This window comes from Streptomyces sp. NPDC025806 (assembly GCF_055558275.1).
This window is the reverse complement of sequence record NZ_JBVHMU010000002.1, coordinates 690,296-704,127: the sequence shown is the minus strand read 5'-3', so window position 1 is coordinate 704,127 and position 13,832 is coordinate 690,296. Positions and strand designations below refer to the sequence as shown.

Annotated in this window: 10 protein-coding genes and 1 pseudogene; 7 read left to right on the top strand and 4 right to left on the bottom strand. The window is 69.1% G+C overall.

What is annotated here, in order from left to right; translation table 11 throughout:
• Window positions 1-284: 284 nt before the first annotated feature.
• Entirely contained in the window at window positions 285-4,223 is a 3,939-nt protein-coding gene (locus ACZ4E1_RS06865; protein WP_467536538.1) for a golvesin C-terminal-like domain-containing protein, read from the bottom strand.
• Between the two features lie 587 nt (window positions 4,224-4,810).
• On the opposite strand from ACZ4E1_RS06865, the gene ACZ4E1_RS06860 reads away from it, so the two are divergent.
• Window positions 4,811-5,323 (top strand): hypothetical protein, encoded by a 513-nt coding sequence (locus ACZ4E1_RS06860; protein ID WP_467536536.1) that lies wholly within the window; start codon window positions 4,811-4,813, stop codon window positions 5,321-5,323.
• Between the two features lie 288 nt (window positions 5,324-5,611).
• Entirely contained in the window at window positions 5,612-6,409 is a 798-nt protein-coding gene (locus ACZ4E1_RS06855) for a hypothetical protein (RefSeq protein ID WP_467536534.1), read from the top strand.
• 974 nt (window positions 6,410-7,383) lie between these two features.
• Here ACZ4E1_RS06855 and ACZ4E1_RS06850 read toward each other — a convergent pair.
• Window positions 7,384-8,235, bottom strand: coding sequence for a helix-turn-helix transcriptional regulator (locus ACZ4E1_RS06850; RefSeq protein WP_467536532.1), 852 nt, complete (start codon window positions 8,233-8,235; stop codon window positions 7,384-7,386).
• Window positions 8,236-8,400: 165 nt separating this feature from the next.
• On the opposite strand from ACZ4E1_RS06850, the gene ACZ4E1_RS06845 reads away from it, so the two are divergent.
• A complete protein-coding gene (locus tag ACZ4E1_RS06845) occupies window positions 8,401-9,162 on the top strand; it encodes an SDR family oxidoreductase (protein WP_467536529.1) in 762 nt (253 codons plus the stop codon).
• A 406-nt stretch (window positions 9,163-9,568) separates the two neighbouring features.
• On the opposite strand, the gene ACZ4E1_RS06840 is transcribed toward ACZ4E1_RS06845, so the two are convergent.
• Entirely contained in the window at window positions 9,569-10,207 is a 639-nt protein-coding gene (locus ACZ4E1_RS06840) for a TetR/AcrR family transcriptional regulator (RefSeq protein ID WP_467536526.1), read from the bottom strand.
• 76 nt (window positions 10,208-10,283) lie between these two features.
• On the opposite strand from ACZ4E1_RS06840, the gene ACZ4E1_RS06835 reads away from it, so the two are divergent.
• From ACZ4E1_RS06835 to ACZ4E1_RS06820, 4 genes and pseudogenes are all read left to right on the top strand, one after another.
• Window positions 10,284-10,979 (top strand): NAD(P)-dependent oxidoreductase, encoded by a 696-nt coding sequence (locus tag ACZ4E1_RS06835; protein ID WP_467536525.1) that lies wholly within the window; start codon window positions 10,284-10,286, stop codon window positions 10,977-10,979.
• Window positions 10,980-10,999: 20 nt separating this feature from the next.
• Entirely contained in the window at window positions 11,000-11,389 is a 390-nt protein-coding gene (locus ACZ4E1_RS06830) for a pyridoxamine 5'-phosphate oxidase family protein (RefSeq protein ID WP_467536522.1), read from the top strand.
• Between the two features lie 23 nt (window positions 11,390-11,412).
• A complete protein-coding gene (locus ACZ4E1_RS06825) occupies window positions 11,413-12,285 on the top strand; it encodes a haloalkane dehalogenase (RefSeq protein ID WP_467536519.1) in 873 nt (290 codons plus the stop codon).
• A gap of 123 nt (window positions 12,286-12,408) precedes the next feature.
• Window positions 12,409-12,630 (top strand): annotated as a pseudogene (locus tag ACZ4E1_RS06820) (helix-turn-helix domain-containing protein); the annotation flags it as partial.
• Between the two features lie 336 nt (window positions 12,631-12,966).
• Here the strand turns inward: ACZ4E1_RS06820 and ACZ4E1_RS06815 are convergent.
• Window positions 12,967-13,644: an alpha/beta hydrolase gene (locus ACZ4E1_RS06815; protein WP_467536517.1), complete on the bottom strand. Its 678-nt coding sequence runs from the start codon at window positions 13,642-13,644 to the stop codon at window positions 12,967-12,969.
• Window positions 13,645-13,832 lie beyond the last annotated feature (188 nt).

The window sequence follows — 13,832 nt, the reverse complement described above, 5'->3', positions numbered from 1 at the left end:
GCCACGTCGGCACCGACGGCGCCTCTGCCATTGCTCGCCGGAAGTCCCGGCCCAGAATCCGACAAGACGGTCGCTGTCATCACCGAGGAATCCTGATTCCGAGTGCTCGGCAGTGATGCGAGGGTGCACGATCCCGGACAGTCACTGACTGGGAGGCGATACTCAGCTTGCTGCACTCGGGCCTGTCGCAGAACAAACATGAGAGCGCCCGCGCCGTTAGGGCGCGGGCGCTCGATGGGCCGGGCCGTCCGGACTGTGGTGTCAGTCCGGGGAAGGGGATGGGGTCAGGCTAGCTTGGCGATCTCGGCGTTGATCAGCTCGGCGAACTTGACATGGCCGGCCTTCTTGGGATGGAAGCTGCCCGCGCCGGGAATCTCTTGGTCGGAGCCGGAGCTGCCGGACTGTGAGTAGGCAATGGTGCCGTTGGTCCATTCCTCGCCGGTCGGTGAGCAGATCCAGTGGGTCTTCCAGGCCGGGGTGGGGTCGACGAATCGGATGTCGACACCTTCGGCCGCGACGTCCTTGACGGCCCCTCCGATGGCCTCGGTGAGGTCCTTGCTGAAGCCGTTGAGGAAGGTCTGTGTCGACGGCCACATACCGCTGCAGACGTCCAGCGGGGTATCGGGGAAGAGTTGCGGGTAGCCGAGGACGATGATCCGCGCGTTGGGCGCCTTCGCAGCTACGTCGCGGTAGACGGCCTTGAGGTGGGCCGGCAGCATGTCCTTGATTACTTTTGGCTCGTACGTGCCCAGTGGTTCGGGGTCGACTACGTGGTTGCTCCGGCGCGTCAGGCGGTAGTCGCTGATCTCGCATCGCGTATTGAAGATGGTGCAGCCGCCGATGACGTCCGCGAAGCGGGAGTCGTTGCCGCCGACGGAGAGGGTCACGAGGGTGGTGTCCTCGTCCAGCCAGCCCTGGTCGACCTGGGGTATCTCGCCGAAGTGGCTGTCGCCGTGGCCCCAGTCGGTGTACCCGGCCGCGTCGGCTGCGGTGGGCGGGTCGTCGACGGCGGCGTTGCTGATGCTGGGTGTGGTGGATCCGGAGCAGGCGATGAACGCGAAGTTGGTGGTGCCCGCACCGCTCTTGGCCTCCTGCTCGATGGTCGGGCTGTGGCCGGGCTGGGTGACCATGCGGGGGTAAGAGCCCGCAGCGGAGCGGTGGCAGGCGTCCTTGGGGCTTCCGCTGTTGTTCCAGTCGCTGTTCTTGTCGTATGCCTCCACGCCCTCGCCGGCCGAGTAGGAGTCGCCCATCGCCACGTACGACACCTGCGGCTTAGTGGTGGGGACGAACTCGAGGGCGTCGAAGGCGAGGTCGTCGTACTGGCCGTTCAGGGTCACGTTGCTGAGCTGGACACTGGCGTTGCCCGCGAGCGGGAACGCGCCGAGGTCAACCCAGGTGTTGGCCTGGTATGCCTGGTTGACGACCCGGTGGCGGGTCCGCCCGTCGCCCAGGTTGATCTTGTAGTCGGCCTGCCGGTTCCAGGCTCCGTGATCGGGCATGTGCACCTTGATACGGGTCCAGCCGTTGATCGCGTTGTCCGGCTTCCAGGTGCCGGTGACGCGGAACTCCGGATCGGTCGTCCCGTGTGCGAACCAGAAATGGCCGCCGAAGCCGCCGCCGATCTGATGGAAATCGATCTTGGACCGGTATGTGCCCTTGCTGTCCGGGGCGAAGTCGAGTGCGAAGGAGCCTGCGTTGTTGGGCTGCGGGCAGTTCGGCCGGGCAGAGGGCTGTCCGTCGACATCGTCGATGAGCGTCGTGCCCGGAAGGAGAGAGCTGTAGTCGCAGGCCGGCGGGTAGGCGGTACCGTCCGCCTCCTCGCTGTAGGTGCTGTTGAACCGGATCAATTCGTTGCCGCAGGTGTAGGAGCAGTTCGTCTTCCAGGTGACGGGCTGGTTCCACCAGCACTTGAAGTCCCAGACACCGTCAGCGTCCCGGTGCCGGCAGGGACCGTACTCGTCGTTGCCCGCGTTGTTGCTGATCTTGCTCGGGTCGCAGTAGTTCGTGTCGTTGCAGAAGGCGGCTTCCGGCGGCTTGACGGCCGTACGGTAGGTGGGGGCAGTGGCGTCGTCCCCGTTCCACCAGGCGGGTCGGAAGGCCGGAACCATCTTGCCGGGGGACTCCAGGCCCTCCGGTGGATGGGCGGCAAACCCGAGGACCTTCTCCTGGTACGGCCAGTCCTGCGGGTGCGCGGCGTCCGCGGCGGTCTTGTCCATGAACGCCGGGCGGTCTGCCACGTAGTTCGGATTGGCAGGGTTGTTGGCCCAGCCGACGCCCCACGGCTCACAGCAGCCTGCGTTGGCGTGGAAGCCCGAGTTGTACGCCCAGACTGCGAAGAACCAGTTCTCGATCTTCGACGAGTCTCCGTCGTTGATTGTCAGGCCGGCCCGTTTGGTTTCGTTCCATTTGTCCTGCAGGTTCTGCAGGCCCGCCGAAAGGTTGGCGGTGTAGTCCAGGGCGACCGCGCGCTGGGTGTTGTACGGCAGCGCTGTCTCGCCGGGCTTCTCGTGACCGGCCAGCCGCATGCCGTCGGTGATCTGGGTGATCCCGTAACCGCAGTCGGCCTCGTCCCAGTGGATGTCCCAGTCGTCCCGGTCTTCGCGGTTGTAGATCCGGCGGCCGTAGTAGTTGCCGATCAGCGGGCTCGACGTGACGCCGGGCACGGCGATGCGGGATGCCTGCCACAGGTTGGATTCCTGGGCGGTGATGCCCAGCATCACCTGCGCGGGCACATGGCCGCCGCCGTCCAGGGCGTGCGGCGGGAAAAGGGTCTGCGGCTGGTAGGCCGGCATCGCTTGGTTCTTCCAGTTCGCGGGGCGGGAGATCTTCGCGTTGAGGTTGCCCAGGATGGCCTGGTCCACCGCCCACTCAACCTGCCGCGGCTTGGGCTGCATCGCCTGGTTGCGCGGATCGTTGCGCGGCACGGAGCAGTACCGCTCGTCCTCGACGGGGTTGCTCTGCGAACCGGTGGCGGCGGCCATGGACGATCGCTTCACTGTCTTGCCGGCCGGGGCAGCGGCACCGAGGGCGGGCGACAGAGCCCTGCCCTGCGCTTCGTGCGTCCCGGTCCGCGCGCCCGGCGCGACCGTGAAGGCGACCTTCCGGCCGGTACCGCGGACCATGAGATCGATGTCGACGGCGCGCTCACCGGAATCGCCGCCCCGCGCACCCCGTGAGTTCTTCCGGTCCGCCCACGCCGTACGGGTCACCACCGCGGTGCCGAGCGTGGAGATGGTGACGTCCTTGGGCGTGCCGGTCAGCCGTCGTACGGCGCCAGGCAGTTTCGAGGTAGTGCTCGTCGCGGCGCCGGTGATGTAGGTGCGTCCGTGCGCGCCTCGGGACAGCCCCAGCTGGCCCCACCGGCCGGAAGCGAGAGTCTGCGCTGTCTGGGCCCCACGGGCGAGACGGGCAACCTTCGCCTTGCCGCCCTTGCCCTGGTCCATGAAGACGATGCCGCCGTCGGAGTCCTGCGACAGCCGGAACGGCACCCGGCTGGTCGCCACCAGCGTCGCTCGCCTTCCGCTCGCCGTCACCTTCACCACCCGGGCGCCGTCCGCCGCCGCGAAACCGCCCTCTTTCAGCGGAATCGCAGAAGTGACCTGACCGGATACCGCGACCCGCCGGCCAAGCTTTCCGGTGGCCGCGTCGAGTGCCACGAGCCTGGTCTGCTTCTTGTCCTCGGCACCCGCCTGGGTGAGAGCCGCGCTCTCCCCCAGACCACAGCCGGGGTTGTAGTAGGCCAAGGAGGACTGCAACGGCAGCTTGCGCACCGCGCCCGTGGCCAAGTCGACAACCGCCGTGAATCCGCCCCGGTCGAACAGCTCGGTCCTGTTGGTGAACGTACGCGGCGCATAGACCACCACGGCACGCCTGCCCGACTCCGTCAGGCACGCGTTGCCGACCCACATATCGGTGTCGAAGCCAGGCTCGGTCAACGTCGCTGCCGTGCGCCACGCGTAGCCCGACACCGCGTCGGCCACCATCACATGGAAGCCGGCCGCGTCACCGCTGGTCGCCCAGGCCTGGTCCTTCGATGTCTTCCAGCGTGATCCCAGCAGCTTCGAGCGATCCCGGGACGGCACCGCCGACGGCTTCACCCCAGGGGCGGGCCGGGTAGTGTCCCCGGCGGCCGCAGCACGCTGCGCGTCCGTGGCCCGCGCTGGCGGGCCAGGATCAGCCGTCGCCGAACCCATCGCCCCGGTGCACAGCGTCAGCGCAGCCACGGCGGTGACCGCCGCACGTCTGCCCCGACACAATCTCTTGAATAGGTACATGGCTTCCGTTTCGTGAGGAGACCGCCCCGCTACCGGTAGTGCGTGCGCACCACTGCCCGATCGAGGGGCGCGCAGGTGAGCCCGACTCGTTCCGCCCCTGGCCTGCGGTGCCCTGCCGGCGCGCTGAACGCCTTACCGGCACAGGACGTTGATGACATTCCGGTCCCCTCCGAGGCCTCGGCAGGAGCTCGGTCCCGGGGAAGCCGGTCGCGAGAACGCTAGGACGCCCAACCGCGTCCCTCTACGCCGCAGCGTCCCTGAGACGCCGTCGCCCGTCTCACGGGACACCCGTCTCCCGGGACCGCCGGCATCCGAGATGTCCCGGGACGCACTGGGACGGCCGAACACGCCCCGCACGCCCTAGTGTTCCGAGCATCGGCCCCGCGGCCTGGCGGCTCTGGGGCCCGCTCTCTTCCCACCCTTGCTGCGGCGCGCACTGCGCCATTCCGTGCCCTCACGCCACCGGCCTGTCGGCAGGTATTGATGCGCTGCGGCGGCAGGCCCGGATCCCCTTTGCCTTCAAGGAGACACCCCGTATGAAGAACTCTTCACACAAGCGGCGCAGACGTCTGCGGGCCGCGGCCCTGGCCGGCGTCGTGGCGGCCGCCACGCTCACTTCCATGACGCCCTCGCTCGCCGAGGGCAACCCGACCCTCGCCAACGACTGGGACCAGTACAACAACATCTATGACCGTTGCGGCGAACACACCGACGAGTTCCGATTCCGCTTCTACTACAACTCGGGTTATCAGGGCGCCTGGATCAACATGGGGCACCCCATCTGGGACCTCGGCGCCGTATGGGGCGGCGACGGCTTCACTCACCCTCTGACTTACTGCTACGGCACCGGCAACGGCGAAGGCCAGAAGGTGATGAACAACGCCGCCTCCGCCTACAACTGGTACGACTACTACTGCGCGACGGTCTACTACAACTCCGGGTACAAGGGCGCCAGCGACTACTTCTCACCGCACTACGGCAGCAACCTGACCAGCACCAAGAACGAGAACCGCTCCATCAAGTTCGAGCGGGTCTCCTGGGCTCCCTGACAGGTACCTCCCCGGTGGCGGGCCTCCGACCCGAACGGCCGCCCGCCACCGGGGCGCCTCACCCCCCATTTCCAAACCCCTTCAGGGGCACCGGCACATGCGAGGAAACACCTCATGGCACAAGGCCGCCGAAAGGTCTACGGAACAGGAGCGGCTCTGACCGTGGCCCTCCTCGCAGTCGCTGGATGCTCGTCCGGTCAGTCCGACGAGAGTCAAGGTCCACCAGCCTCTGCTGCCGCCGCCCACGCAGCACCGGGCGCAGACGACCCGTCCACCTGGACTCTCCCCATGCAGGCTTACCGGCCCACCAAGACCGAGGAGCAGACCATCGGAGAAGCCGAACTCCGGCTGGTCCGACAGTGCATGAAGAAACTCGGCATCGATTGGCAGGCGGACCCTGGACTCCCGCCAATCGGCCCCAAGAACATGCTCGACTGGCGCTACGGCATCCACGACCCGCAGTTGTCGGCGAAACGCGGCTACCAGCCGGACGCCGAACAGCAAAGGCGGTACGACGCTGCACTGCGTGCCCAGGACGCCAAGCCGAAGGAATCCGTCGACACCCAGGTCGCTCTGAGCGGCTCCGACGCCCCAGCAGAGCTGCTGGCCGACGCCAGCCCCGACGCCAGACGCGGTGTGGTGGGCGGTAAGAAGGTTCCGGCAGGGGGGTGCTTCGGTGAAGCCCGCCGCACACTGGGCAGCCCGAGCCACGGCCTGACCCCACTCGTGCAGAGGCTGACCAACGATTCATATCCTGCCTCCCAACAGGCCCCACAGGTGAAGGCCGTATTCGCACAGTGGTCCGCCTGTATGCGGGCGAAAGGCTTCCGATACAAAGCGCCCATGGACGCCAACGATGACCCCCGCTTCCAGCCCGGACCCAACGAGGTGTCGTCCCAGGAAATTGCCACGGCCATGGCCGACATCAACTGCCGCCACACCTACAAGGTCGCCGAGGTCTGGCACGAGGCAGAATCGCGGATCCAGAAGCAGTACATCGCGAAGAACCAGACGGCACTCGACGCCGACCGCCGACAGCTCGACACCGTGATCGGCAAGGCCAAGGACATCCTTGCCCAACTCTGATCACTGGAACACTCAACGCCCGCACCGTACGGGGCTATGGGACTCGTTCAGATCTGGCGCAGGCCGCCTCGCTCACACCCGCAACCGTGCTCGAGGCCTTGCCCTGGCCGGTTACCTCCTGACCGGGCTCGCTCCCAGTGCATCGACCACCGATGCGACCACTGCGAGCACCTGCAGACCTTTCTGCAAAGCCCTGCATGGGCCGCTTCACCGGTGAAGCCATGCGCGTCGCGGCACGGCGGTCAGCACACGCACCTCGTGAAACGCCCGCCACATCATCGCCGACGCGACCCGCCGGAAGCATCGCCCGCATCAACGAAGCGGCTCTTCTGATGTAGCGAGCACGCGACCCGGTTGCCGCACTGCAGACGCACGGCGGCGGAGCGCGGCTGGGGCACCTCTGTGATGGTCGGCCGCCCGCGACCACGGCCCCACTCGGTCAGCGTGATGCGCGCATCGGCGCGGGCACCGTGCTCATGAACGTACACGGCCCGCTTCCGTTCGACGGTCTCAGGGCGTCCCACCAGCCGTCCCGCCCGTCACGGCGGAAGGGAGGGCAACATGGAATCGACAGTGCGGAGCCGTAGCAGGCTCGGATTCCTGGGGCGTCTCGGACCTGCTGCCGCTGTTTATCGAAGCGCATCAGGCGCCCCGCACGACGCGCCACACGGCCGCGGCTCCGGCCGAGACGCCACGGGCTACCTGCACGGCGTGCAGCACAGACTTTGGTTGTGTCCACCAGCGTCGACGCCCGGAGCGCTACGAACACGACGGCGGGTATCAAGCTGTCGTGTGCCGTCTTCTGGAAGCCCGTGGGAGGGGCCACGGTTCCCCCGCGTCGGCACGCGAACCAGCGAGCGCGGGAAGAGGCGGCAAGTATCCAGCCCGTCGACAGCCGCCGCGACCGCTGATGGCAGACTCCTTCGAGGCACCGGCCACCCTGGCCTCGGGATTCTCGCGGTGGGCGATGCAGTTCAGGAGGACTCGGCTGCGGCCGTGGCCCAGCTGGCCAGCAGCCGCAGCCGTTCCTCCGTCTCCGAACCGGGGCGCGGGGTGTAGACGACGAGGGCCTGGTCCGGTTCACCGGACACCGTCAGGGTCTCGTAGGGCAGTTCGAGCTCGCCCGCGACGGGGTGGGTCAGGCGCTTCACCCCGCAGGTCTTCGCCTTGACCTCGTGGTCCGCCCACAGCCGCCGGAAGTCCTCGCTGGCGAGCGACAACTCGCCGACCAGTGTGGCCAGTCGGGGGTCCTCGGGGTGCAGGCCCGCGTCGAGCCGCAGGTACGCGACGGTCTCGGCGGCGACCGCGGGCCACTCCGGGTACAGCGCGCGGGCGGCCGGATCGAGGAACACGTGCCGCAGCATGTTCCGCTTCCCGGGCTCCCACCGGGGGAAGCCGGCGACGGCTCCGCCCAGCGCGTTCCACGCCAGGACGTCCATGCGGCGGCCGAGGACGAACGCGGGCGCCCTGTCGATCGTGTCGAGCAGCAGCCGCAGCCCGGGCCGCACCTGCTGCCCGGACGGGCGGACCTTTCCCCGGGGGGCCGGCCGGGCCACCGAGTGCAGATAGGACCGCTCGGTGTCGTCCAGGCGCAGCACGCGGGCGACGGCGTCGAGCACCGCGTCCGACACGGCCGTGCCGCGGCCCTGCTCCAGGCGGATGTAGTAGTCGACGCTCACCCCGGCGAGCTGCGCGACCTCCTCGCGGCGCAGCCCCGGTACCCGGCGCCGCCCGTACGTCGCGAGCCCCACGTCCTCGGGCCGCACCCGCGCCCGCCGCGACCGCAGGAACTCCCCGACGCCGCCCAACTCCCCCGCTTCAGTCATGCCCTTGATCCTAGGCACCCGGCGCGTTCCCATCCTGGTACTGCCGGACCCAGGAACAGCCGAGCCCTGGGTAGGGCGCCGGGTCCCGACCACAGTGGTGCTCACACCGAGACCGAAGCCGAGGCAGCCAGCCGAGGCCGGTCACCCACACTCCGGGAGCCCACCATGACGTACTCCGCCCTCTCCGGCCGTACCGCCCTCGTCACCGGCGCCGCCAGCGGCATGGGCGCCGCGACCGCCCGCCTCCTGGCCGCGCACGGCGCCCGGGTCGTGCTGCTCGCCCGGCGCGCCGACCGGCTGACCGAGCTGGCGGAGAAGATCACCGCGGACGGCGGCCAGGCCCTGGCGCTGCCCACCGACATCACGGACCAGGACGCGGTGGACGCGGCGGCCGACCGGGTCCGCGCCACGTTCGGCCGGGTCGACCTCGTCGTGAACGCGGCCGGGGTCATGCTGCCGAACCCGGTGACCGACGGCCGGGCCGACGAGTGGCAGCGGATGCTCGACACGAACGTCGCGGGCGCGCTGCGCGTCATCCGCGCGTTCGTCCCCGACCTGATCGCTACGGCGGAGGCGGGCGGCACCGCGGACCTCGTGAACATCTCCTCGATCGGCGCGCACATCCCGTTCCCGAACTACGCGGTGTACGGGGCGACGAAGGCCGCGCTGACCTACCTCTCGGAGTCGCTGCGCACCGAGCTGGGCCCGCGCGACGTGCGGGTCACCAACATCGAGCCGGGTCTGACCGAGTCGGAGCTGGCCTCGCACGTCGACAACGCGGAGCTGTCGCAGCAGCTGGACGGCATGTTCGAGGCGCTGAGCGGCCTCACGTCGCAGGACATCGCCGACCTGATCGCGTACACGACGAGCCGCCCGCGCCGGGTGAACCTGCGCCAGGCGATCGTCCTCCCGACCCGACAGGCCTGAGCACGCCCCTTTAGCCCGGCCGAGGCTGCCTTCCTGGGCACATCACGCTGCGAAGTTTTCATGAGTCTGCAGAAAATTCAGCAAGAGTCTTGACGGCGATAACGGCACGTGGGCCAGCCTGTTCGCCTGCGGTCCTGGCCGATGCCGACGTGGAGGGCCGGATCGGTGAAGGCGATTCACCCCTCCCTCGCGAGCCACGACCGACCCAAGCCGCGCGGCCACGCGTGCTCTGCGATGTCCCTCCGCGACAACCCACCGCATGCGCCGGACCTCGGCGTCCTGTTCGGACCCGGCAGCGGCGGACTCAGCACTGAGCAGCACAGCAGGCAGGGCGCCGAGGTCCGGCTTTGAGCGTTATCAGACAGGACCTAGCGCCGGCAGCACGCGCAGTTTCGCGGCGGGCGCCTCACCCAGGAGGCGGCGAGCCCCGGCGGCCCGCTCCGGTGGTTTTCGGGGTGCGCGGTCTCGGGGCCAGGGCCGCGCGCAGGGCCGGGGCGAGAATGTGGCGGGTCTCGACCGGGCTGAGTGCGGCCGGGGTGGGCAGGGGGTTGAGGTAGCGGGTGTAGATGAGACCGCCGAGGATCGTCACCACGGCCGTGGCACGGGCGGTCGCGTCCCGGCCGCCGAGAAATTCAACAAGCCGGGCCAGCAGCTCGTGTTCCAGGTATTCGCGGATCACTTCGGCGGCCTCGTCACCCTGGGCGGTGAGCCGGCGGAAGTCGGCGTCTTCCCACAGGCCGGTCACCGCGTCGATGAGCCGGCCGGGGAGGGTGGCCGGGTCGCCGCCAAGCACGTCGTCCACCGCCAGCGCGTTGGCGCACTGGAACTGCATCACGTCCGCGAACAGGCCTTTCTTCGAGCCGAAGTGATAGGCGATCAGTGCCGGGTCGACGCCGGCCGCCGCGGCCACGGCGCGCACCGTGGTGCTCTTGTATCCGCGCTCCAAAAACAGCGTGCGGGCGGCCGGGACGATCGATTCGCGGGTCGGCGGATTGCCGCGGGGGCGGCCTCGGCGGCGGGCAGGGGCAGCGGCGGCGTTATTCATCAGCGTTGAGCCTGCGTTGCGTGCTCGGCACAGTCAAGGGCGTTCCGATCACCACACGAAGGGATGACCCGACACCATGCGCATCGCAGTCTTCGGCGCCAACGGGCCGACCGGCCGCCACCTCACCGACCAGGCCCTCGCCGCCGGTCACGAGGTGGTCGCCGTGACCCGCCGTCCCGGCTCCCTGTCCTCCGCGCGGCCCGGTCTCACCGTGGCCGTCGCCGACGCCACCGATCCGGCCGCTGTCGACGCCGCGCTGACCGGGGCGGACGCGGTCCTGTCCGCGCTGGGCGCACGCTTCAGCAAGGAGACCATCACCACGTACTCGGCGAGCGCCACGGCCATCACCGAGGCCATGAACCACCACGGCATCAAGCGGCTCCTCGCCGTCAGCTCGAGCATCGCCGACCCCGACTGGCGTCCCACCGGCGCGCACTTCTTCAACCATGTGCTCGACCCGCTGGTGAACCGGCGCCTTGGCCGCACCCTCCACGACGACATGCGCCGCATGGAGGACCTGATCCGCCGCACCGAACTCGACTGGACGCTCGTCCGGCCCTCAGGCCTCTTCGAGCACCCCGTCGTCACGGACTACCGCACCGCCGAGACCAGCGCGGACGGCGTCTTCACCGCCCGCACCGACCTCGCCGCGAGCATGCTGCGCGAACTGGAGGACCGGCGCTACGTCCATTCCGCCATGGGCGTCATCACGACGGACGTCAAGCCGAACATCGCCAAGCTCATCTGGAACGAGGGCGTGAAGAAGAAGTGAGCCGGGCAAAGGCGCCCGCCTTGGAACTCCCGCGCTCCGCACAGGGGTTCCTCACCGGCCCCCACATCGCCGTCCTCACGACCCAGCGTCCCGACGGCACCCCGCACGCCGCGCCGGTCCGCTTCACCTTCGACGCGGCCACCGGCCTGGCCCGGGTGACCACCCGTGCCGAAGCCCGCAAGGCCCTGAACGTGAGGGCGGGCGGCCCGGCGGCCCGTGTCGCGCTCTGTCAGGCGGTCGGCTTCCGCTGGATCACCCTCGAGGGCCAGGCCGCCGTCACCGACGATCCTGCCCGCCTGGCCGAGGCCGTCCGCCGGTACACCGCCCGCTACCGGGCGGCCCCGCCCACCCCGCCGGACCTGGTCGCCATCGAGATCGCCGTCGACCACGTCCTGAGCCTCAACCTCTGACCGAAAAGTGAAGTGACACCGCGATGCCCACTCTCCCCGTCCTCGACTCCACCGTCCATTACCGCGAGTCCGGCGATCCCGACGGGCTGCCTTTCGTCTTCCTCCATGGCAACCCCACCTCCTCCCACCTGTGGCGGAACGTCCTGCCGGGTGTGGCCGCACCCGGCCGCCGCCTCCTGGCCCCCGACCTCATCGGCATGGGCGACTCCGGAAAGCCCGACATCACCTACTCCTTCGACGACCACGCCCGCTACCTCGACGCCTGGTTCGACGCACTGGGTCTGGCCGAGGCGGTTCTGATCGGTCACGACTGGGGCGGCGCGCTCGCCTTCGACCGGGCCGCGCGTCTCCCGGACCGCGTTCGCGGCCTTGCCTTCACCGAGACGATCGTCAAACCGCTGGTCGGGGACGAGTTCCCGGCTGCCGGGCGGGAGTTGTTCACTCTGCTGCGCACCCCCGGAGTGGGCGAGGAAATAATTCTTGAGAAGTCGCTGTTCGTCGAAGGCCTCCCGGACACGATGGACACACCTCTCGACCCGGCCGACCTTGAGGCCTACCGTCGCCCCTTCCCGACCCCGCACAGCCGTCGGCCGGTGCTCGCATGGACACGCATGATGCCGCTGGACGGCGAACCCGCCGACGTCGTAGCCCGCATCGAACGCTACGACGCCTGGCTCGCCGCCAGCCCTGAAGTCCCCAAACTGCTCTCGGCATTCGAGCCGGGCCCCAGCGCGATGACCGACCAAGGCGCCGTGGCCTGGTGCGAGGAGAACATCGCGGGCCTGGAAATCACCCGCCACGGCCCGGCCGGCCACCACTCCCCCGAGGACCACCCCGAAGAACTGGCCGCGTCGATCAGCGCCTGGGCCGACCGCCACGAGCTGGGAAGGCGATAGCTCCGGTCGGCCACGGCGGAACCGGACTCCACAAGGCAGGCCGCCCGCCGCGCCCACAGCTGCCCGCGCCTGACCTGCCGCAGGCGTGGGACGGAACGAGGCAAGAGACCTAGGGAGGTACAGATGGCAAGGGGACCAATGGCGGCTGGAGGAGGCGGCGATGCCTCGGGAGGCGACCTCTTCGCGGAGATGCGGCGGCTCAAGGAGGCTGCGCAGCTGAGCTTCACTCGTCTGGCAGACAGAACGCACTACAGCCGGTCCTCCTGGGGTCGCTTTCTCAACGGCGATCAAGTCCCTGGCCGGCTCGTCATCGAGGAGTTCGCCGCCGCGGTGAGGACGGATCCGGAACCTCTACTCGCGCTCCTCGAACTGACTGTTGCACGTGACGAGACGCAGCTGGGGGATTCGGCGTCCGTGTCTGCAGTGAGCGCCACGCAACGCCCAGGGCCGGCACCTGAGCCCAGCCCTTTCAACCTCCGGGACAGTGGCCCTGGGCGCGCCAGGACTTGGCGCAGACGCCCGGGTCGGGGAGAAGGCAGTCCAATACGGCGGTTCGCGTGGCCGCGGATCACGACCATGACGGCCGTCGTCCTGGCAGGCGCCGTGCTCGGCAGTCTGTTGACCGTCCTGCTCATCGAACGGGACGACGCGGCAGGCGTCGGCGGGTGAAGCAGCCCGGGATCAGCCGTGGACGTTCCCATCCGCAGCCGATCCGCGAGCCCCCGGATATGGAATCGGCAGCACCGTCTGCAGATCCCCACCCCGAGCCCGGGCCAGCATCTCCCCACAGCCGGCCCCTGTCAGTACCTGGACAACGAACTCCGCACAGAGCTCGAAGCAGTCCTTCGTCCCCTTCAACAGAAAATGCCCGGCCCCCGGAATCTCCACCCGCGCTGCTCCTGGCACCACGGCTCGCGCCCGAGTCGCATACTCCAGCGACAACGCAGCCCCGGCCTGACTGCGGTCCCGGTCGCCGTGCGCGATCAGCACCTCCCGCCCGGCGAGCTGTTCCACCGGGTCCCCCGCCGGCAGCCACGGGGCCACACCCACGACTGCCGCGACCGCCGGATCACCGGCAGCCAAGAAGGCCGCGCGACCTCCCATAGAGTTGCCGATCAGCACCACGGGTACCGTGCCGACCTGTTCCCGGATCCGCTCCAGCGCCCACCGCGTGTCCACGAGAGCATCCGCGGCATCTCCGTTCCAGCCCCGCACTCGATACCGCAGCGATCGAACCGCCACCCCCTGCGCGCCATCGATCGCCGCCAACCGGCCCATCAGCGGCCGCAGTCCCCACTCCGCCACTCGCTGATAGCGTCCCCGCCCCCGGACCGAACCTCCCGGCAGCACCAGAACCACACCGCGTACCTCGCCAGGTGTCCCGACATCGACCAACTCCGGCGTACGCCTTCGTACAGACATCGCCCCCTCCATCCCGCTTGTCAACAAAATCCGTCGATCTTCCGATCCGATTCTGCGATGCGACCGACGCTGGAGCAACGAAGCGAATGTCAGGAATCCGCCATGACAAATGTCCCCTCGCGGCA